At 41.8% G+C, this 22,131-nt stretch carries 19 protein-coding genes and 1 pseudogene; 5 read left to right on the top strand and 15 right to left on the bottom strand.

Annotated elements, in window-relative coordinates:
- The first annotated feature begins 332 nt into the window (after window positions 1–332).
- The gene (locus L4C37_RS15850) at window positions 333–2,357 is read left to right on the top strand and encodes an alpha-amylase family glycosyl hydrolase (RefSeq protein WP_429769141.1); all 2,025 of its coding nucleotides are present in this window, start codon (window positions 333–335) and stop codon (window positions 2,355–2,357) included.
- An 87-nt stretch (window positions 2,358–2,444) separates the two neighbouring features.
- Here L4C37_RS15850 and L4C37_RS15845 read toward each other — a convergent pair whose 3' ends face one another.
- The 3 genes from L4C37_RS15845 to L4C37_RS15835 form a co-directional block, all read right to left on the bottom strand.
- Window positions 2,445–2,954 (bottom strand): RNA methyltransferase, encoded by a 510-nt coding sequence (locus L4C37_RS15845; protein ID WP_429769140.1) that lies wholly within the window; start codon window positions 2,952–2,954, stop codon window positions 2,445–2,447.
- 214 nt (window positions 2,955–3,168) lie between these two features.
- Window positions 3,169–4,044 (bottom strand): LysR family transcriptional regulator, encoded by an 876-nt coding sequence (locus L4C37_RS15840; protein WP_137371644.1) that lies wholly within the window; start codon window positions 4,042–4,044, stop codon window positions 3,169–3,171.
- A 125-nt stretch (window positions 4,045–4,169) separates the two neighbouring features.
- A complete protein-coding gene (locus tag L4C37_RS15835) occupies window positions 4,170–5,081 on the bottom strand; it encodes a DMT family transporter (protein WP_429769139.1) in 912 nt (303 codons plus the stop codon).
- 272 nt (window positions 5,082–5,353) lie between these two features.
- Between L4C37_RS15835 and L4C37_RS15830 the strand changes: the two genes are divergently transcribed.
- Window positions 5,354–6,784 (top strand): aminotransferase-like domain-containing protein, encoded by a 1,431-nt coding sequence (locus L4C37_RS15830; protein WP_429769138.1) that lies wholly within the window; start codon window positions 5,354–5,356, stop codon window positions 6,782–6,784.
- 242 nt (window positions 6,785–7,026) lie between these two features.
- Here the strand turns inward: L4C37_RS15830 and L4C37_RS15825 are convergent, their stop codons facing one another.
- Window positions 7,027–8,664: a methyl-accepting chemotaxis protein gene (locus L4C37_RS15825; protein ID WP_372267257.1), complete on the bottom strand. Its 1,638-nt coding sequence runs from the start codon at window positions 8,662–8,664 to the stop codon at window positions 7,027–7,029.
- A 290-nt stretch (window positions 8,665–8,954) separates the two neighbouring features.
- Here L4C37_RS15825 and L4C37_RS15820 point away from each other — a divergent pair, with 290 nt between their 5' ends.
- On the top strand, window positions 8,955–9,386 hold the full coding sequence (locus L4C37_RS15820; RefSeq protein WP_137371648.1) for a DUF3010 family protein: 432 nt from the start codon (window positions 8,955–8,957) through the stop codon (window positions 9,384–9,386).
- Between the two features lie 175 nt (window positions 9,387–9,561).
- On the opposite strand, the gene yidZ is transcribed toward L4C37_RS15820, so the two are convergent.
- The 11 genes and pseudogenes from yidZ to L4C37_RS15765 form a co-directional block, all read right to left on the bottom strand.
- A complete protein-coding gene (yidZ, locus tag L4C37_RS15815; protein WP_137372244.1) occupies window positions 9,562–10,515 on the bottom strand; it encodes an HTH-type transcriptional regulator YidZ in 954 nt (317 codons plus the stop codon).
- A complete protein-coding gene (locus L4C37_RS15810; RefSeq protein ID WP_429769137.1) occupies window positions 10,490–11,746 on the bottom strand; it encodes an MFS transporter in 1,257 nt (418 codons plus the stop codon). The genes yidZ and L4C37_RS15810 overlap by 26 nt, the downstream gene beginning before the upstream one ends.
- Window positions 11,747–11,922: 176 nt before the next feature.
- Window positions 11,923–12,735 carry an arylamine N-acetyltransferase family protein gene (locus L4C37_RS15805; RefSeq protein ID WP_429769136.1) on the bottom strand — a complete coding sequence of 271 codons (813 nt, stop codon included), beginning with the start codon at window positions 12,733–12,735 and terminating at the stop codon, window positions 11,923–11,925.
- Window positions 12,736–12,988: 253 nt separating this feature from the next.
- Window positions 12,989–14,425, bottom strand: a complete 1,437-nt coding sequence (locus L4C37_RS15800; RefSeq protein WP_429769135.1) for a hypothetical protein — start codon at window positions 14,423–14,425, stop codon at window positions 12,989–12,991.
- Window positions 14,426–14,663: 238 nt separating this feature from the next.
- A pseudogene (locus tag L4C37_RS15795) lies at window positions 14,664–14,802 on the bottom strand (carboxymuconolactone decarboxylase family protein); the annotation flags it as partial.
- A gap of 191 nt (window positions 14,803–14,993) precedes the next feature.
- Window positions 14,994–16,175, bottom strand: a complete 1,182-nt coding sequence (locus L4C37_RS15790; protein ID WP_137371651.1) for a glutathionylspermidine synthase family protein — start codon at window positions 16,173–16,175, stop codon at window positions 14,994–14,996.
- Window positions 16,175–16,786, bottom strand: coding sequence for a DUF1190 domain-containing protein (locus L4C37_RS15785; protein ID WP_137371652.1), 612 nt, complete (start codon window positions 16,784–16,786; stop codon window positions 16,175–16,177). The genes L4C37_RS15790 and L4C37_RS15785 overlap by 1 nt, the downstream gene beginning before the upstream one ends.
- Before the next feature lie 8 nt (window positions 16,787–16,794).
- Complete coding sequence (locus L4C37_RS15780) at window positions 16,795–17,211, bottom strand: DUF350 domain-containing protein (RefSeq protein WP_137371653.1); 417 nt, start codon at window positions 17,209–17,211, stop codon at window positions 16,795–16,797.
- Between the two features lie 34 nt (window positions 17,212–17,245).
- A complete protein-coding gene (locus tag L4C37_RS15775) occupies window positions 17,246–17,881 on the bottom strand; it encodes a YjfK family protein (RefSeq protein ID WP_137371654.1) in 636 nt (211 codons plus the stop codon).
- A 122-nt stretch (window positions 17,882–18,003) separates the two neighbouring features.
- Window positions 18,004–18,690 carry a PspA/IM30 family protein gene (locus L4C37_RS15770; protein ID WP_137371655.1) on the bottom strand — a complete coding sequence of 229 codons (687 nt, stop codon included), beginning with the start codon at window positions 18,688–18,690 and terminating at the stop codon, window positions 18,004–18,006.
- Window positions 18,691–18,700: 10 nt separating this feature from the next.
- A complete protein-coding gene (locus L4C37_RS15765; protein WP_137371656.1) occupies window positions 18,701–19,087 on the bottom strand; it encodes a DUF2170 family protein in 387 nt (128 codons plus the stop codon).
- 835 nt (window positions 19,088–19,922) lie between these two features.
- On the opposite strand from L4C37_RS15765, the gene L4C37_RS15760 reads away from it, so the two are divergent.
- Both L4C37_RS15760 and fghA read left to right on the top strand, forming a co-directional pair.
- Window positions 19,923–21,071: an S-(hydroxymethyl)glutathione dehydrogenase/class III alcohol dehydrogenase gene (locus tag L4C37_RS15760; protein ID WP_137371657.1), complete on the top strand. Its 1,149-nt coding sequence runs from the start codon at window positions 19,923–19,925 to the stop codon at window positions 21,069–21,071.
- 147 nt (window positions 21,072–21,218) lie between these two features.
- Window positions 21,219–22,058, top strand: a complete 840-nt coding sequence (gene fghA, locus L4C37_RS15755; RefSeq protein ID WP_273293488.1) for an S-formylglutathione hydrolase — start codon at window positions 21,219–21,221, stop codon at window positions 22,056–22,058.
- The last annotated feature ends 73 nt before the right edge of the window (window positions 22,059–22,131 follow it).

Here is a 22,131-nt window from a genome sequence, read left to right as displayed (position 1 = left end):
CGGTAAAATTAACATTTGATATAAGACACTATAACAATTGATTTATAAAGTGCTCTTCCCCGTTTTTGAGATAACAGAGAGTGACGCCACCGACAGAACCTTTATTGGTATCAATAACTATAAATTTTTATTTCATTTATTTTCAGGGACATATTGCACGATTGGTGATGAAAGTTTGTAGTCAATCATGCTTTGTATAAGAAAGTTAGAACATATCGTGACTAAGATCTCTCAGCCTATCCTCTACTCCCGAGCCCTCATTTTTATGGAGGATTTATAGAACATTGGGATGATGAATAATAAGATCGAATCACAATAATAAGGACCATAACGTGAAACTTTCTTTATCCAATACTGCTCTGGCAATTTCAGCGATCCTACTCGCGGGTTGTCAGTCTTCACCTGAATCTGTTCAAGCACCAACCGTCGCTGCATATCAATGCCAAGCTGACAATAATACTGCTGTTAATGATCTTAGAATCTATCAAGTAATGGTAGAAAGTTTCGTAGATGGCGATAACTCGATTGGTCATGGGACGGGTTACGGCACCAGCCATCATAATGGCGACATTCAAGGCATTATTGATTCACTGGATTACATTGAATCATTAGGCATGAACGGCATTTGGCTGACTCCTATATTCAATTCAGAGCCAATTGCAGGACAAGATCACTGGGCCGACCGATTAGATGCAACAGGGTACTTTGCTACTGATTTTTTCAATATTGACCCTAGATTTGGCACATTAGAAGACGCTAAAAAATTAGTGGAAGAAGCGCATGCTCGTGGTTTATATGTATTCTTCGACGGTGTATTTGGTCATCATAAGAAAAACGTAGTTCCCTCCCCAACAGGTAAGCTTCCTCACGGCGAAGATAACCCAGTTTCTTACCCAGAAAGCTTAGCTTTCTATCAAGAAGTGGCTGAATATTGGATTAAAGAATTAAAAATTGATGGGTGGCGTTTAGACCAAGCTTACCAAGTACCAAAAGAAGCATGGACTCAGATTCGTGAAACCGTGGATACTGCTTCATCTCAAGTTGAATATGTTAATAACAAAGGCGAAACGGTTAACCCATTAGGATACATGGTCGCGGAAATCTGGGCGGGTGAAAACCGCATTATAGAGACTGGCTATGGCAGCAATGAAGCTCCTGCATTGTGTTCTGCATTCGATTTCCCTATGCGCTATCGCCTAACAGAAACTTTTGCTGTAAATGAAGCAGGGGTTGGCGGGAAAGATGGAGAATGGTTAGCAGAAGGTATGTCTTTACATTCATTGTACCCAGACCATGCTAAACCAAACCTAATGATAGGTAACCATGACTTGGTGCGTTTTGGTGACTTAATGCAACGTGGTGATATTGCATCTCCACAAGATAAAGAATACTGGCAACGTTACAAAGCGGCTTTCTCTTTCCAAGCGGCTTATACAGGACCGATTACGACTTATTACGGCGATGAAATTGGCGATCAGTTAGAAGGCTTTGCAAGTAAGGTTTGGACTGATGACTGCGCGGTTGACGGCTTATGTGATGACCACGTTGCCCGTACCAGCGCTAAAATTGAAAACATTACGGCTCAGCTAAACGCTAATGAGCAAGATCTAAAACAATACGTTACGGATTTGATGGAGCTGAGAAAAAACCATCCAGCATTATCGCAAGGTAAACGTACCAACCTTATTGCTAGTGACGTCGCTTATGTTGACCACAAAGCCTTTGAAGGCAAAGCCATTGTTTACGCGGTGAATGTGACAGATCAAGCTCAAACCATCGCGCTATCGCAAGAAAAATCGGCTTCTTTAGATGACTTGAACGACCTTCAGTCTAACCAAGCTCTTGCTGCTAATAATGGGGAATATGCCATTGCCCTTGAACCTTTTGAAGCTCGCTTCTTAGAAGTGACTAAACCGAGTGACAAAGCGCCTATTGGAGTGGTTATCGCAACCGGAGGCGAAGTGGGGAGCGGTTTCATGGCTCAATGTGATAACCCAACCGTTGAAGGTACAGGTCCCATCACTAGTCAGCTTTATGTCGTAGGTAACTTCGCAGATTCTGGTTGGAAGCATGTAGCAAAACGCGGATTAAAATATAAGGGCGATAACACCTATCAAGTTGTCACTACTGAAAAACCAGGTAGCTATCGCATGCAATATGCATCTAAATCGTGGTCTCCACAATTTACGGCAGATGGTCTAAACCTTAAGTTGGGGCAAATGAATCCACTAACCAAAGGTGGTTATGGTCAAGATACAGCAATTACGATCCGCAATGGTGGTAAGTATGTATGGAGCTTGCAGTTCGATGACTCAGGTAAACCATTACAAATTATGGCTTCAAAGTGTGCGGAATAATCACTGCTTAAATAGATAAATAGGCCGAAAAAAGCCCCAGACGATACACTCGCTGGGGCTTTTTAATGAATAAAATAAACAGCTCGATTACGACTTCACAAACAAGTGATTGCGATTATCACGGCTACTACGAATAAGCTCATCACTCTCATCCATATCTTCTGATTTCGCCAAGCGGTCATAAAGCAACACATTCACCGTTGCAGCAAGGTTCATGCAGCCTACAGTAGGAACATAAACCACATGGTCAGCACGGTCTGCAACATCTTGAGTGATTGACCCATCTTCAGGACCAAATATGTATATGGCTTTCTCAGGGTGCTTAAAACGAGGTAAAGGTACTGCGCCTTCCGCTAATTCTACACATACGATCTGGGTGTCGGGGTCTAAATCATCAAGAAATGACTCAGCAAAAGTAAGAGGAATCGTTCGTGCCGCACTCTTCGTATCAGTATGAAACTTAGCAGCTTTAGCATAACGCTGACCCGTGTATTTAACTTCATCAACTTGGTAGCAGCCAGCCGCGCGCATTACCGCACCCACGTTGGTTGGGCTTTTAGGGTTGGTTAGCCCTACGGTTACATGGCTTTTTTTCATCGTTCATCTCACTTCGCAAAGCTTCGGCACAAGAGCGTGCAGGAAAGCGCCGCATTCTAGCAAAGCCCCCACTCACTCGCCAAGTCCAGTAAGCCTGTTTAGTGGAATTTATAAGCGAGGGTCAACTTTAGATTTGAAGATTCAATCTGTTGTTTGGGGTAATTCATTGGTTGGCTGATAGTTACTTGTTGGTTGATAGTGACTTAATAGTGAATTACTTAATTGATAACTGCTCAGAGAGATAGTCCACCAGCAGGCGAACTTTAGGAGATAAGTTTCTATTGTGAGGATAAAGCGCCCAGATCCCTTCTTTGTCGTCTCGAAAGTCAGAAAGAACCTCAACCAATTGACCAGATTCCAGCTCTTCACTCACGTAATAATCCGGGAGTTGAACTAAACCGACGCTCTGTTTGGCTGCATCTAACAAGGCTAATCCGCTATTACACTTAATACGACCATTCACTCGAACGCTTCGGGATTGCTTATTTTCTTTAAAGCGCCAATGCTCGAAGCTTCCCAGCAAACACTGATGGTTAGCAAGCTCAGACAAAGTATGAGGCTCGCCATATCGCTCAATATATTCAGGACTAGCACAAATGAACAGCTGCCTTTGAGAGAGCTTCTTAGCAATCAAGCTGGAATCTTCCAAGCGGCCTAAACGAATTGCGACATCAACGCCAGAGTCAATCAGATCCAGCTTTTGATTGGTCAACATCAATTCCAATTCCACCTGCGGATACAGCTTTAAAAATCGGTGTAAAATGGGGGCAAGTTCTCGTTCGCCATAAGTCACAGGCGCAGTCACTTTCAATAAACCTTTCGGCGTCGATTGCATTTGGGTAACAGCAAGCTCAGCAATTTCTAGACCTTCCACTAACTGCTTACATTGCTGAAAGTACAGTTGCCCCGCTTCTGTCAGGGATACTTTTCTTGTGGTTCGGTTTAAAAGCTTAACAGCCAAACGTTCTTCAAGGTTGGCGACACGTCGGCTTATTTGAGCAACCGATGTTGCAAGCTTTTGCGCGGCGCCAGTAAAGCTTTCACGTTCTGCCACTGCAACAAATTCACTGACCCCTTCCCAATTTGCCATCTATACTGCCTATATGATTTTAAGAACCTGTCATACAGTGTATTTGAGTTATAAAAAGGAGTCACGCTCGCCGTTTTTCATTCTTCCCCACAGTTATGCCGATTACTTAGCTAAGAGCGCTACGATTACTTAACAAGAGACAGATCAGAAGCTTGGTCTTGATGTCTAATCAATATTTTTGGCTTTCTAGTGACTAAGTACACAGCCAACGCTGCAAGAGCAAAGCCTAACCCGCCAAGCGCATCAAAAGACTCACCAAACATTAACCAGGCTTGAATTGCTGTAACAGGTGGCACAAGATAAAAAACAGATGCAACAGAAGATGCAGCCCCGTGCTCCACCATATACAAAAGCAGCAATACAGCAAAACAAGACAACACCACCACTAACCATAACAGTGTTAATAAAAACTCAATACTCCAGTCTACTTTCCCCGTTTCGAATTGCATCGATACTGGTGCAAACAACATCCCTGCCGCTAGGTATTGAATCATTGCGGAACCCACAATATCCGTCCCTTGGCAAAATCGTTTCTGGTAAAGCGTACCAAATGTAATACCAAATAATGCAAGCATACAGGTACCAAAAGCGAATAAGCGATGCTCGTCGTTTTGCCACTCAATATCGCCAATCAAAACCAAGCATATGCCTAAGAATCCAAACCCTAATCCTAGCCATTGAGAAAGCCTGAACTTCTGTTGTGAAAAACCCACCATCACAAGAGCCGTGATGATTGGCTGTAAACCAACTAGCAAAGAACTGAGCCCAGCCGGCATACCAGAACCAATCGCTAGATAGCTCCCGCCAAGATAAAAACCATGGATAAGCACGCCAACGATAAACGCATGAATGAAGGCTTTTCCTTTAGGTATGTTTCGCTTCAATAGCCAGACTAGTGCACCAAAAAGCAAGACATTTCCTACCATACGAATCGATAGCAAAGTCGCCGGTTCTGCGTATTCCAAACCTAACCTTGCTCCAATAAATCCTGACGCCCAAAGCCAAACAAATACAAATGGAATCAATTTTAACAACATAATCAGGCCTCAGGTCGTTGATGGAATATGCAGCTACTTTAATTGGGTACAAGAAACTTAAAAGATACAGATTTAATCAATTTTTTGGGTACAGATTTGAGACTTAAATAGAGAGGCGCGGTAAAGTAATTCACACGATACGTTGCAAATAACTTCTGCAGTGCAACAAGCGTTTTAGCTTTGGTTTTAGATACGGCGATGGCAATGGCAATGGCAATGGCAATGGCAATGGCATGTTAGGGAATGAGTAGATACGAAAAAATAGGAAAGGCATGAATTCGAAGAGTAAGTACCATCAAGTTGAAAATCATTTATTACTTTCTATCGAGAAAGGGGTTTTCATGCCTGAAGATAAGCTCCCATCGATCAGGATTTTAAGCCAGCAGCTCAACGTAAGTAAAAATACCGTTATTCGAGCCTACCAAGAGCTCGAAGCGATAGGGATCATTTATTCGGTTGCCAAATCTGGGTATCGGGTGAAACCAAATTTAACTCAGCAACAATCCATTCCTGTAGAACCTAGTAAAGTTGATTTACTGTCTCTCTCTAAGTCGGTACTCAGCTACCCTGAAGGGAAGCCGATTTTGCCAACCGGATCTGCCCACCCAAATACTAATTCGAATGCCATTAAAAGCTTATACGCTGAAGTCGGCAGGCATAGCCGAATGCAGAGCCAAATACCAAGCCATTACCAACTGCCTCCAGGCAACGATCTGCTGATTCAACAGCTACTGCGGATCAGTCAAAGTATGGGAATTAATGCCGCTAAAAGTGACTTGGCGATTACTCATGGAGCACAGCAGGGTATCAGCCTTGCATTGCGAGCACTTACTCAGCCCGGAGACATAGTAGCGATTGAATCCCCATGTTATTTCGGCAGCTTATTATTACTTGAATCGTTAGGCTTACAAGTATTAGAAATACCCAGTAATGACCATTATGGAGTTGATGTAGAAGAACTTAAAAAATCGATACAAAAGTGGCCGGTGAAAGCCATTATTGTCACACCTAACTTCACGAACCCTTCAGGCGCAAGAATGCCTCTAGAGCATAGGAAAAAATTGCTCAGTTACAGTGAAGATATCCCTATTATTGAAGATGATGTGTTTGGCGGGTTAAGCGCAGACAGCGGGCTTCCCGCTTTAAAAGCACTGGATAAAACAGGTAGAGTCATTTATGTCAGCTCCCTATCTAAAACTCTAGACTCAAGGCTAAGAATTGGTTGGATCATTTCAGAGCGCTATCAAAAACAGATCGAGAAACATTTGATCTGTGAAAGTATGGGAAGCTTAAATTTAATGCAGTCAGCCGTAGGCGAGTTTTTAACGACAGGGAAGTATCGTAGCCATTTAACCAAAATGCGCCGCGTGTATCAGCACAATCAAAAGCGTTTTGCCCATTATTTGGTGCAATCATTGAACCAGTTTTCAAACTTAGAAAACCGTTTTAATTTAACTCGCCCTCAAGGCTCGTACCTCGTTTGGTTAACTTTGCCTTTTGAAGTCGACAGCTCTCTTCTTTATCGGGAATGCCAAGAGCAAAAAATCATCATTCTACCGGGAACCGTATTCGGCACAAAAGAGCAGTATAAAAATTGCGTTCGAATGAGTGTGGCAAATTTTGAAGACACAAAAGACTGGCGAATCGGTATAGAAAAATTCGCGAGCCTTGTCAGTAAGCATGTAGCAGAGAGAAACCGTTAGCTAACCCAAATCTAAAAACCAAAACCAAAACCAAAACCAAAACCAAAACCAAAACCAAAAAAGCTTAGTTTCAAAATCTAGAAATTCGCATAATGCTGGCTTCTAAACTTCAAAATCTAAGCTTTTTAATTAGCAAGCTTAAAACGATAAGTTAACATTAAGCTTTTAGTTGGAAGGTTCTAATCTAATGTAAGCTAACCAAACCTAATAACTGCATACCAAAAAAACACATACCAAAATAGTTACACTTCAAATTGAGACACTAATGAATCAAGTGACTCACATTGCTCAGCTAATGCCATACATGCGTTTTCTGCACTGCTGGCCATTTCAACCATATGCATTGTACTTTCCGCAATTCTTTGGACATTTTGGTTCACATCTTCAGATACATTAGATTGCTGAGAAGCGGCAGTCGCAATTTGTGTGTTCATCTCATTCATAAGACCGATAGAGCTTCGAATTTCACTCAAAGAAGACGCCGCAGTTTCCGCTTGCTCGATGGTTTTTTCACTGCTCTGCTTGCTCTCATTCATCACACCGACCGCTTGTTTGGCCCCCGCTTCTAAACGTTCGATCATTGACTCGATTTCACCAGTACTCTCTTGCGTTTTACTTGCCAAAGCACGAACTTCATCCGCTACTACAGCAAAGCCACGCCCTTGCTCTCCAGCTCGTGCAGCTTCAATCGCAGCGTTCAACGCCAATAAGTTGGTTTGTTCAGCGATACCTTTAATAACGCCCAAAATGGAAGCGATATTTTTAACATCACTATCCAATTCATGCACAACACTGCTTGCGTGATCTATATCTGTTGCAAGTTGCTCAATTGAAGTCACTGTAGACCCAAGAGTATTGTTGGCGGATTCTACTTCGCTATTGGCACTATTACTGGCAGTAGCTGCATCATTTGCATTGTTGCTTACCGTTTCACTGGTGACCTGCATCTCATGAACAGCAGCCGCTACTACTTCACTTTCTTGCTGTTGATTTGCAGAGAACTCCGCCACACTTTGGGTTAATGATTTGATGTTTTCCATCTCAGCACGCACCGCATTGGAAGCAAAAATAACTTGTTCAACCGTGATGTGAATCTTGCTGACGAACTCATTAAAAGCCCCACTTAAACGACCAATTTCATCTGTCCCTTCCACTGTCATTCTCTGTGATAAGTCACCGTCTCCTGAAGCAATCTCATTCATCGCTTTTTCAACATTCTGGATCGGTTTAATGATGAAACGATTTGAAGACCACATCGCAAACACTGCTGCAAAGAATGCTACGCCAATACCAATCTCTAGAGTCAATTTACTCGACTGTATCGAATCATCCGCTTGTTTACGCAAAGCAATTTGTTTCGTTTCAATCAGTCCTCGAATTGAAATTAGCTGCTCACGAATTGTAGTGAATTCTTTATCAATGGCATGAGATTGCGATTCGTTATATGCGTGTGCATTCTGCGGGTTATTAAACATAGGTTCGTGTAGTGACACCCAGTTACGCATTGATTTTACAAGCCGTGTTAATTCACCTCGTGAAGAAGAGTTAAGCACACCTGCATCATAAAGTTGTTGGACACTTTCAAACCTTGGCACGATTTTGTAGGCGTTATCTTTAAATTCGTGTTGCTGGTACGCAATAGCAGCGTCATCGTCAGCAAGCAGTAAGCCTTGGGCCGCTGCAATCACTTGGTAAATATCTCGGTAACCATCTTCGATATTTTCAAGGACTGGCTGCACTACATTATTCAGTTCATGGTTTATTGCGGCCTGTTCATTCGACTTAACAACGTTAAGCACTGTTACCATAAAAAACAGAACAACAATAACGATCAGAGGAATCGCGATTTTACTCTTAATGGAAATATTGTTGATATTCATAAAGGCTCTACAACCATATAAGTGAGGGATAAGAAATAAGTTGCAATAATATACCGTACAAGGCGTATTTATAGCTAGGTGTTTGAGAAGTAACTCTCAAATTTAGACTGCAGTATAAGCCTAGCAGTAAAAACCTTTCGGGGTACTTTTCTCTCAACATTTCAATAGGTGTGCAATTTTCAATCAATTGATTTAATTATAGTCAATATCAGTTAAGCTAATGCAGTAAAACTGGTGAACTCACTTAAATAGCCTCATAATGTACGGCTCAAAAATAAGTAGGTAAAAGCATGAAAATTTGTGGTGTTGAAATTAAAGGCAATGATGCAATCATCTGTCTCCTTTCGCTTTCTGACGGTGTATTTAACATTCCAGACTGCCGAGTTTCGAAGGTTTCTATTGGTGATGCAAACGACACACAGAAAATGAAAGACTTTCAATTTTCTTTTGCAAAACTTATGGAAGATTACCAAGTAGACAAGGTTGTTATTCGCCAACGTCAAACTAAAGGCAAATTTGCTGGCGGTGGTTTTGGTTTCAAACTTGAAGCGGCGATTCAACTGATTAACGACCTTGATGTCGTGGTAGTTGCTCCAACTCAAATTAAAGAAAACCTTAAGCGTCATCCATTAATGATGAAGTTTAAAGAAACAGGTCTTAAGCAATACCAAGAAGCTCCGTTCACAACGGCTTATGCTTGCTTAATGGACAAAAGTGCTTAATCGTCTTATTTTACAATTCTAGTGAGCCTTCATTAGAATTGTAAAAATCGAGCAGCAATAAAAAATGGCGGTTATTTAGCGTTCTTTTTAATTAAGAACATTAAATAACCGCCATTTTTACATCTGAATAATGCCTAAACTTAATGAGTGTTCACATTGAAGTTAACCGCTAAAGCTAAAATTGATATAAAGATTTAATCGTCTCTCTTAGCCAAATAATCACCGGATTATAAGCGTTTCTTTTGTGCCATAACATAGTGAAAGGAATGAGTAATTTATCTTTGTATTCATCATTAAGTGGAATGGGCAGACACACTAAATTTGGGTGCAATTGCTCAGTGTATTTCGAACAATACTGAGGTGCAGTGGTCATCATATGATGATGAGGTTGCGCTGCCATAAACAGTGACTGCTCAAAGCTCGCCATCGTCAATGCAATGTTTCTCTTCAGCTCAAGATCAATCAAAACTTCATCTAACGCCCACGTTTCACTTTTCTCCCACACGATGTTGATATGTGGGTAGCTTAAGAACGTGTCCATATTCCATTCTTGCTGTAAAGCGGGGTGATCTTTTCGCAGATAGACAACTGGCATATCATGAAATAGCACTTCAAAGTCAATAAAGTAAGGCAAAGCACTCAGCGATTCTTTCGACCTTGGGTGTGTTTCTCTTCCTGAAAAGCCGATATCTGATTCACCACGCACTAAAGCATCAATCGAGTCATAATCCCAACTACGCGTTTTAACTTTGGCATTGGGGTACCTTTGATAGGTTTCTTTCAGTAGATCATTCAACATGATCAAAAACAGGGGCGATTCGACCTCCAAGCTCAAGGTAATGTCGCTGGGCGTTTCATCCCCTCTTTTTGTCAAAATTTGGCTGCCGATTTGCAACCAATCTTGTAGATCATGCGCCATGCTCATTGCCAAAGGAGTCGGAGCTAACCCTTGAGGTGTTTTGACAAATAACGGGTCTTCAAACCAATCTCGCAATTTGGTGAGTGATTTACTGACAGTGGAAGGTGTAACATTCAGCTTCTTAGCCGTTTTAGAAACACTTTGCTCTTGCAGTAGCAATTGCAAAGTGAACAGTAAATTCAAATCAAGACGCGCGAGTGATTTCTTCATAGTCATTTTGAGTGCAAGATGGACGTACCCATAATATTAAAGCCAAGCCAATAACGCCACCACCAGCAAGAATAAACGCCAGCATTCCCAATGCGCTCACTCCGATCACACCCATAAACCAGATATAAAATGCAGAAGTGCATACTTGTGCGACGCCCAAAATAGAACTCGCAACACCGGCTCGTTTCGAATAAGGACTCAATGCTTGACTCATTGTGACGCCAAAACCTAAAGAAAAACCAGCAGATACGAGCCCAAAACCGATGAAGGTGACAGCATTATCAATTTGATAACTAAAGGATAAACTGACAAGGCTTGCAGCCGTCACCAGTAATAATTGAGCCGCCGCCATCAGCGTTCGTTGCTTAAAAATAGACAATGCAAATGGTGCAGAAAAAGACACCAACATACTGACGAACGCCGTGCCTGCCATCACCGCAGAATAGCCAGCTCGGTCTAAACCTAATTCGCTCATCAATAGCATGGGAGATACATTCACGTAGGTTAAAATTGCAGTTACTGCCAAAGATGTCATGACCACGCGGCTAACAAAGAAAGTGGTCTTAAACGATTCCACTTTCCAAGCATCATCAACTGTCTGATCATCATTCGCGCTATCTTTCGAACTGTTTTGTGGCGGCATCCCCTTAACCAAAGAAGTATTTGTTGAAGGAATCTTTTTTGAAAAGGTCTCTTTTAAAACAAACAGAGATAGCGCCGTCACCACTACGCCCATTCCAGTCATAGTGACAAACAAGCTCTGCCATGGGTATTGCGTCATGATCAAATGCCCAAGAACAGGCGCAAGTACAGGAACAATACAAGTGATACCATTCAGCATCGACAAGACTTTCGCGCGCTTTTTATCGTCTAAAACATCCCGAAGGATCGCAAAAGCCACAACATAGCAGGAGCCCGCCCCAATGCCTTGTACAAATCGAGCGATCAAGAAAAACTCAGCATTCTCAGCACTCCCCCCTGTGAAAGAAGCGATAGAAAAGATGACTGCACCAGCGATGGCAACTGGCTTTCTGCCAATCGTATCTGCTAATTTTCCAGCAAACAGCATAGTAGCAGCCATACCGGCGAGATAAATGGAAAAGGCGATATGGAGCTGAGCTTCTGAGGCGTGTAAATCAGCCGCTATTTGCGGTAAACCTACCAGATATAAGTCAATTGCGGTTGGATAAAGCAGCACTAACGCAAAGCTGCAAAAAAGAAAACGTAACATAAAACCTCAGAGAAGAATCCTAAACACAATAGGAAAGAATGATCTGTGAGGATGTTACGTCTTCAACAAGATTGTGACGATTGGCTTATGCGACAACAGGTATGTCCGATTACGACATACCGCTTTTTGTTAGTCAGGTGAGAGACTTAAACACTAAACAATTCGACACCAGGTATTTAGTCAGTTGCTAACGGCTTTAGATCTGAAAATGAAGCTTCCAGTTTAATACCAAATTGAGTTCGAAGTGTTTCTAGATAAGACTCATTTTCTTCTAACACCGTTTCTTCCGTGATGCCATTCACTACCTTTTTCATCGTGTTATTAAAAATAGTCATAATGCCATTCTCAATTGGAAATGCAGCAATACGAGAAGTCACAAACAAAGATTTAGGGTGATTTGACACATAAAAATTACCATATGATTTATCCGCGTCATACACGTTGGTCATATCAAGACTGTACAAGTTTTGCCAAATAAAGCCTTCATTGTCGTCAGGTAATTTCACTTGAAGCATGTAGCCAAATTGCTCAGTTTCTATAAAACGAAACGTTTGAATATCAGTAGAAAGCTCTTTGTCTGTGACTAAAGGCAAAGGAGAACGAGGTGTGTGAGAACCAAAGCCCGCATCAACAATCCATAACTGCCCATCTAGGTTAACGACACTGACTTGGTGGCTTCTTCCGGTAGGCTCACCAGCTAAATGTACTCTTCCCAATAATGCTCTCGTGTCAAAGCCGGTCGCTTTCAAAGTTTTCAAAAGAAGACCATTTAGTTCAAAACAATAACCACCGCGCTCTTTATAAATCAGTTTGTTGATGAGGTCTTCATCACTCAGTGAAATATTTTTCCCTAAGGCAATATCGAAATTCTCGAATGGGATTCTTCGGTGTTGAGCGTTGTGTAAAGCCTTCAGCCCTTCTTCGGTTAAAGCTGGTTTGGAAGTAAGCCCTACTTTTGTTAGATAGCTATCAAAGTCACGGTTATTCATTGTATCCCTCCAGAAATTTTCGATAAGTGATTAGTTCTTTCGTGAACCATACCAATGTCGGCATCATAAAACTTCAAGTTAACTTGAGATCAAGAAATATTTCTAAAAGTGAGAGTTTATTAGATTCAGTTCATTAAAGTAGGGATACATTTTGGCTCGCGGCTATATTTGGACATAAAAAGACCCCAATAATTGGTCTCCAACTATTGGGGTCAGTTCATATATGTTTTTTCAATCAATGAGCTAGATAGCCTTAATTAACAGTTAAACTTTCCATCCAACTCTCCACCGCTAAATTAGTGAAGTCAGAGCGAAGAAATAATTGATCTCTACTTCTTAGCTTTCCAACTAGATAGTCCAGCTTTTCAGGTCGTAAAACCATTCCATTACTGCCACAAGAATATGTATCATTCTCGGCTTCACTCGCTCCATAAAAGTTACAAGATAAACCATCAAATGTTGATACACGTAATGAAAATGAGTTTGGCTCATGGTGAAAAATGACACTTACCTCGATTTTATTCTCACCGTAAGAGTCGACACGTGACAGCTTTAACTCATTGGTGAAGTGCTGCGGGTTTGGGCTGTAATCATATGTAAATGTCAGTGATTCATCGGCATCATAGGCTGAACTAATATGACGCTGAAATTCAATCGATTTCTTTGAGTGCTCACCAGAGATCACTTCCCAACTCACTAGCATCCTAGAGAAAGACTTCGGCACAAACGGCTGATGTTTCAAATCATCACTGGAAAGGTATAATTCTTCACTACAATAATATTCCGAAATATACTGATATATATTCGTCGGTTCACTTAATTTCCAATTACAGAATACTGGCAAATCTTCAATTGGCGCCTCTACAATGGGGAATTCCTCTATCGGTGCTTCGACGATTGGAAACTCTTCAATAGGTGCCTCAACAATAGGGAATTCCTCTATCGGCGCTTCAACGATTGGAAACTCTTCAATAGGTGCCTCAACAATAGGGAATTCTTCAATTGGCGCTTCGACGATTGGAAACTCTTCTACGGGTACAATTGGCAAGATACCAACCACGTCAGAATCTACAGCAAACAAAGTAGCCCAATCGGTTGTCATCATAGTTTTTGATGAATTAGTGTGCATATTGATAATTGAAGTTGCATCATAAACATAATCACTACCATTTTTAAGGCAATTTAAGAGTGACGGGCTCTCTATCGATGGCTCACAAACTACCGTTGTAGACGCACCACCCATTGTCATTCTAGTGAAAAGTAATGTGTCTATCGAAGTACCAAAAGCATTAAAGTTGAGAACCAAGTTATTCGTGTACGGTTGACCATGGTCGACGACTTCCGCTTCATAAGAATATATGTTTTCGTCCTCTCCATATTCAATATTCACCTCGTGGTTATCATTATGATCGTACTCTCCAGCAACAATTTGAGATGCCACGTAGCCAGAAGATTCAAGCGTATTTAGAAAGTGAGCTGAGGTTACATCTAACGCTGCCATCGAATCAAAGTCATGCTCTCCAATGCTGTCAGGATTAGATGGCTCATATTTCTTCAATGTTTTGCCATCTACGATGGTCGTCTCAACTAACGTCCACGATGAATCCACAGGCGAACCTGAGCCTCCTGAAGAACCTCCGCAACCAGCAATGAGAGCAGAGAGTAAAGTAACTTCAAATAACTTTTTCATAAATCAACCACCGAACAAATTGGAACTGCATTCTATATAAATACAGAGTACCATTCAATAAAACACAATGGCTTTATAAATACTTTTTTAATCGAGCTGTGCACATCATGATTAGGCTTTAGTAAATGCTAGCCCTTACAAAAAACTCCCTGCCCACATTTAATGCGTCAGGGAGTTTCGTGTACTTATCTATCTAACCGAAGCTGTTTCTTTGATAGGGCAATCGCCCCAAAAAAACTTATTTGCTCCATGCAAACTGTTCAAATACTTTATCTACTGGAGTTTTCGCTACGTGGCTTACATAGTTACCGATCACTTCATTGCGACAGACCAAGAATCACTTCTAGTACTTGTTACTGACCGTAACCACTAAAAAAACGATTCCATTTCAATATCTTGTACCCACTCGGTTACGCACCATTCTTTAGCATAAAGCCAGGTAATGCTTTCGATTACGGATGTGACTTAGGAAAAGGCTATTTGTTTAGTAAACCCATTGAAGAGCGAGAAGAGAATTAATGTGAAAAAAAAAGGTAAGCACTAAAGAAGAGAGTGCTTACCTAATTTGTTAATCAAGAATAATATGAGGCAAGTAACGCGACATATCTTGTGTCACTAACGAACGGTCTTCTCGAATTGAAATGCCAGCGGGTTCATCATTGATCAACCAACTGCCCACCAATGTGTAGTTATCACCAAACTTTGGTAAAGGGTGGAAAGCTTGAATGATATGCCCCTCCTCCCCATACGGTCCTTCAGTATCTAACACCAATTTATTATCCCGTACTACCTGTATATTGGCACCTTCACGAGAAAAAAGCGGCTTAATCACATGGTCTTTTAGCTCTGCATTTTTTAGGCTTTGTAGCTTAGGATCATCAGAAAAATAAGAAGCCAGTAAGTTAGGGTGGTTAGGGAATTTCTGCCATAACAGAGGAAGCAACGCTTTATTCGACAAGATCGATTTCCACATCGGTTCTAGCCAGTTCACTTTCGCTGTATGCAGGTGCTTAGCGTACTCTTCTTGAAACATAAATTCCCAAGGGTACAACTTAAACATCCAACGAATAAGGTTGTCTTCTGAATCAGTAAATTCACCGTCTTGAGTTAACCCTATATCTTCAATATGAACAAACTTAGTGTCGAGCCCGGCTTCAATGGCGCAATCTTGCATGTACTGCACGGTCCCGCGATCTTCTTCAGTGTCTTTACAACACGAAAAATGTAATGTTTGTCCCGGTTGCAACCTAGATAGCTCTTGGAATCGCGCCATCATTAGCTCTTGCAGCAAGTTAAACTGGTCTGAGTCGCGTCTTAATTTCCCAGACTTCACTTGGTCTTCTAGCCAAAACCATTGCCAGAATCCAGTTTCAAACAGAGAAGTCGGGGTATCTGCATTGTTCTCATAGAACTTAGCAGGACCATTACCGTCATAAGCTAAATCAATACGTGAATAGAGAGAAGGTTCTTTACGCATCCATGAATTTTGGACTTCTTGCCACATGGCTTCAGGGATTTGAAAGCGCTTTAACCAGAACTCATCTTTAACCACCATGTCGACCACCTCAAGACACATTTCATGGATCTCTTGAGTCGGCTGTTCAAGGTCTTGCTCGATCTGTTTAAGCGTAAACTGATAATAAGCAGTTTCATCCCAATAAGGTTCTTCATACATGCTATGGAAGCCAAAGCCGTATTCCGCGGCTAAGTGCTTCCAATTTTTGCGGGGGGTCGAGCTCAGTCGAAGCATTATCCGCCCCAACTCTTACTAGAGCTCTTAGAACTGCTCCAACTTGATTTAGCAGAGACTGTTGAACCGAAACCGCCGCGAGAAATGGTTCTTTTCGCCGTTGCTTTCGGTTTTAAATCCTCCCGACTGACCGAGATTTTGCCACGCTTATACGTTTTGCCGTAGTTACGTCCATCAGAAGAAATCCAATCACCGTAAAACACGCTATTTCGGTAGGTAGAAGTGAACATTGGCTGTGAATAATGACGTCTGTCATCTATCAGACGGCTGAACATAAAGCCAGCCATTGCAGGCATAAACCAATTGTTCTGCGGCGCAGCAACACAACCACTGAAACCAAACTCACTCGCGCAGTCATTCATTGACTTAAACTTAGGTGCGGTGCGATCAGCTTCTATTAACGCTTCTTGATAAGCGGTTTGACACTCCGCAGTATAGCTAGGGTGATCGCTAATACATTCATCGATAGTACCGTAGATATTGGTTTGTACTGAATCATCACTGCAACCAGAAATCATCGCGGTGGTTACGGCAACTGAAATCGGCGCTAGGCTAAATTTACGCCAGTTTTTACGCATCTCTGGCAGAATTACATTTTGGCTACGTTTCATTACGCCTCCTAGTAAGTCATACAAGCAGCGTTTAGCAAACCAATCGCAATCGACATTGAGCCCATCACAATACCTGCAGGGATCTCATTATCTTTAATACGATCAACCAATTTAGGCATGAAACCAAAACGAACGATAGCAAAAGCAAGCAGCTGTGCAATTAACGCAACAACACCCCAAACTGCAAAGTCGATAAGGTTAACTGAATTAGTTGCCGCACCCGCAATGGCTAAGCTGTAACCGATGAATGCACCAGATAAAGTCAAACCTGCTGCCACGTTTTTATCATCTTTAACGAGCTTCCACTCGTCATAAGGTGTGCAGCGAATATAGACGAACTTGAATAGTAATAAGAAAAAAATCGACAGCGCAAAATAAAGTGCGAATGCACCTAAGCCTGCCAGTGAGTTCAATAGTTGAGACATGAGCCTTCCTTGATGGCGAAAATAAAAATTAAATTTAGCTGATTAATGTAAAGTCGGTGGGTGTTAAGTTGATGCCTGTACTCGTCACGACACTTCGGTCATGCTGATTGTTAACAATCGTTTCCTCACCGCTGACCAAAAGCGACTCAAAAAGATCATCAGAAACTTGTCGTTCATACACCATCACAAATTGATCGGTCGTGGTCATATTTCCAGACTGATCCCACGTGGTTTCTGTCATAGGAACAGGGCGAGTGTTTTCCCAGACTTTAGTGAAGACTTGTTCTTCTAATGTTTTCTCCGCCGTCACGATCTCGTTATCAAGTACAGCTTGCCAGCGGGCTTGAGTATCAATGGGTTTAGATTCATAGAAGTACCATAGCTTCACTTCTTCAACACCAGATTCATCAGTGCCGTGTTGAAGTATTTGCAAAAAACCTTCATCGTCTGTGTAGTAACGCAGCAAACGGCTTTGACTATCGAGCTTAACTTCACCAACCGCTTTGATTATCTGAGTTCGAGCAGCCCCTTCAATGGTTAGATCGGGTTCTATAATTTTGAGCTTAAGATCGTCAAGCTCAAAAGCGCCGCCTAAGCGAAGGCCAAGTACTTCCGGTGCTTGTGGGCGTTGAGGTTTCTCTTCTTTTTGTTTCTTAAACCAACCAAACATCGCTTTCTCCAAAGTCGTGAGTCAGTAATATGAGTGTATGGTCAAAGAGATTGAGCGCAATATAAAGCCACCACGCATGAAATAAACGTCGTGGCGGCATTGCACTCAATAATAGTTGACGATTACTTACCTAGAATGCGCGCAAGTTCATCTTCTGCTGAACTGCTGCCTGCGCCACTGATTCCAGCCTCTGCCAGCTTCTTGTCTAAGCTGCTACCAGATTGTTCTTCTTGAAGTTCCGCAGATGCTTCAAATTGAGCTTGTCTTTCATCTTGACGACGTTTAATACGATCAAGAGATTCAACCGCCGTATGCATTTTGGCATTCGCACCAACATTCGTCGCCGATACTGCCGCTTGAGCTTTTTGAACGGCTTCGTTAGCTTTAACAACGTCGACTTGCTGCTCAAGTTGACGCAGTTTATCTTTGGCTTGGGCTATGTTGACACGCATCGACTGATCCGACTGCGTGAACTGCTGTAAGTAAGTTTCTTCGGCTTGCTGTTCATTACGCAATGACGCAACTTTAGTTGCACATTCTAATGCTAACTCTTGCTGCCCCTTTTCCATCGCTGAACGAGCATGACCTTCATATTCAGCGATTCCAGCATCAAAGCTTGTGACTTTTTTCTGAGAAAGCTTACGCTTCGCGATGATTTTAACCAAAGCTTCATCTGAACGGCGAAGTTCCTCTTTCGCTTCACGAATCTCTTGATCAAGAATACGTAATGCTTGATTGTCTGCTGCCGCTTCTGCTGCTTCGTTAGCGCCACCTTTGATTGCGGTAACTAATTTTTTCCATACGCTCATAGCGGGCTCCTTATAGGTATTCTTGATATAGGTCGATGAAAGCTTCTACGTTTCTAAACAAAGTCGCGACTTCAATAACAATGCTCTCTTGCTTCGATTGCGAAGACAACGAACCAAACGCGGTATAATAGCTATTGCCATTCACATCATTAATGCCAATGGTCGATAGTGGGAACATTTTATGCGTACGCAGAATGGTTTCATTCAACACAGGAATATCTTTTACATCCGCTTGAGCGAACAGTAAAACTTCAACCAAAATTTGCTCACCAGAAACGGCTAAGAAAGCGTTGATTCCATCTTCATTTTTGATAACTAACGATTGTTCAGCTTCCTCTACGCTCCAACCTTGATGTTCACTTAAGAACGCTTGTAATTCACTTAATGTCCAATTCATCGTTATTTAGCCTTTTGACGTTAATACCTAACACAATACTGCTGCACGATTTTATCAATACGCCATCCATTTAATCATTTGTACCCATTGAGTATTGGTACTAATAGATCGTTCGAATCAAGGCATAAGTTAAATCGTGCGGCACCAAAGTAACCATTCTTTCTAGGTCATGCCCCCAATATTCAGGCAGCAGAGTAAGCCCTAATGATTATCTTAATATACAAAATACCACTTGATAGTTACAGATTTTATAAATGCAAGCAATTGAAAATATTGAAAGTATTGACAAGAGCAGCAACTGAGTCACATACCCTAATAATATTTCCAATTAAATTCAAATCCCCATAAGCGCATACCTAAGACAGGCACTCGTTCATAATTTAAACAGCGTAATACACCACATGCAAAAATAGAGTTACAAATGTCTCAACCAGCAAAAGAAAAACCGTTAAAAGTTTAACGTTTTTTGTTGATGTCATGATTTGAGGTAAAGCTGTGCTGGTTAAAGTTTCTATACGGTCGGAAGGCAATAAAATAATGGAGGTAATGAAATGACTGCGATTCAAAAACGATTTCCTAAGAGCCCTATTTCTCACTTTGGTTTCGTATTTTCATTTTGACTTACACTTTAATTATTACACATACGTAATAATGATTTTCCATTTGGTGGGATTATCAAACCAATACAAAACTCTATACTAGCCCCAACAAAACGAGAGAGCGGAAACAAACAAGCTCAACTACGCTTAAAACACAAAACTGGGTTACTCAGTTTAAACCGTTGCTTTAAGCCGAATGAAGCTTCCGCTTCACTGACTAATAAAGGAAAACTCCAATGGCACTTGAAATCAAACCAGGTCAAACATCTATTAAATCTAAAGCTATGGTTGCTTGGGCAGCCGGTGAAGCACTTAAAATGGAAGAAGTTGATGTTCAACTTCCAAAAGCTGGTGAAGTTCTTGTTCGCATCGTCGCGACTGGCGTATGTCACACTGACGCATTCACATTATCAGGTGACGATCCAGAAGGTATCTTCCCATCAATCCTTGGTCACGAAGGTGGCGGCATTGTTGAAATGATAGGCGAAGGCGTAACCAGTGTTGAAGTTGGCGACCATGTTATCCCACTTTACACTGCGGAATGTGGCGAATGTAAATTCTGTAAGTCTGGCAAAACAAACCTTTGCCAAGCAGTACGTGAGACTCAAGGTAAAGGCTTAATGCCAGATGGAACGAGCCGTTTCTCTATCAATGGCGAAACGATTTTCCATTACATGGGTTGCTCAACGTTCTCTGAGTACACAGTACTTCCAGAAATCTCGTTAGCAAAAGTATCTAAAGACGCACCACTTGAAGAAGTTTGTCTTCTAGGCTGTGGTGTAACAACGGGCATGGGCGCGGTATTAAACACGGCTAAAGTAGAAAAAGGCGACAACGTTGCTGTATTCGGTCTTGGTGGTATCGGTCTGTCTGCAATCATTGGTGCTCGCATGGCTGGTGCAGACCGCATCATCGGTGTTGATATCAACGAGAGTAAATTCGAGCTAGCAAAACAGCTTGGCGCAACTGACTGCATCAACCCAACGAAATTCGATAAGCCAATTCAAGAAGTGATTGTTGATATGACAGACGGCGGCGTTGAATACTCTTTCGAGTGTATTGGTAACGTAAACGTTATGCGTCAAGCACTTGAGTGCTGCCACAAAGGTTGGGGCGAATCTGTAATCATCGGTGTTGCTGGTGCTGGTCAAGAGATCGCAACTCGTCCATTCCAACTAGTGACTGGTCGTGTATGGCGTGGTTCTGCATTCGGTGGTGTTAAAGGCCGCTCTGAGCTTCCAGAAATCGTAAACCGTTACATGGCTGGTGAGTTTGGCTTACAAGAGTTCATTACTCACACTATGGGTCTGCAAGACGTAAATGAAGCGTTCGACCTAATGCACAAAGGTGAGTCTATCCGTACTGTTCTACACATGGATAAATAACCTAAGTAAGGATAAATAGCTTAAACATCAGCAAGTGACTTAAATACAGATAAATCACTTAAACATGAATAAGTAACTTAACTTCGCTTTACCTAATAGCCGTTCTTCTCTAAGAGCGGCTATTCCAATATCAAAGGCTTAATCATCATGTCTATCGAAAATATCAGCCAAGCAAAAGTTGCCGACGGTTGGCACAAACAATACAGCCACCACTCTGCCACTCTTAACTGCAATATGCGTTTTGCTATCTTTTTACCGCCGAATGCAAGCAAAGAAAACCCAGTTCCCGTTTTATACTGGTTATCTGGCTTAACCTGCACAGACGAAAATTTCATGCAAAAAGCCAATGCTTTCAAAGCAGCTGCCGAGCAAGGCATTGCGATAGTTGCACCTGACACTAGCCCTCGCGGTGAAAATGTGCCAAATGATGAAAGTTACGATATGGGTCAAGGCGCGGGCTTTTACCTAAACGCAACTCAAGCACCTTGGAATGATCACTACCACATGTATGACTACATCGTGACAGAACTTCCAGCGCTAATTGAAGCTTACTTTCCAGTAACGGCAATCAAGTCGATTTCAGGACACAGCATGGGCGGGCATGGTGCACTGACCATTGGTATCAAAAATTCGGATAGCTATCGTTCTATTTCAGCATTCAGCCCGATCAGTAACCCAATGCAATGCCCTTGGGGGCAAAAAGCGTTCAGCCAGTACCTAGGCAGTGACATTGAGTCTTGGAAGCAGTATGACGCTTCAGAATTGATGAAAGAACATAGCATTGAACTTCCAATTTTGGTTGACCAAGGTGAAGCGGATAACTTCTTAGTAGAGCAGCTAAAACCTGAGCAATTGATAGAAGCAGCCAAAGTGAACAATACAGATTTAGAACTGCGCATGCAGCCCGGTTATGATCATAGCTATTTCTTTATCTCTACCTTCATCAGTGACCACATTGAGTTCCACGCCGCCTACTTAAACAAGTAAGCTTGGAATAAAAACCTGTTACCATAGCAACCTTATTTTTATTGATGTTACTGTCACCCTATTAGTAATGGTT

This window comes from Vibrio kagoshimensis (assembly GCF_050337535.1).
Taxonomy (GTDB): Bacteria; Pseudomonadota; Gammaproteobacteria; order Enterobacterales; family Vibrionaceae; genus Vibrio; species Vibrio gallaecicus.
Note: the sequence above shows the minus strand (reverse complement) of the source record. Positions and strands in the feature narration are given on the sequence as shown.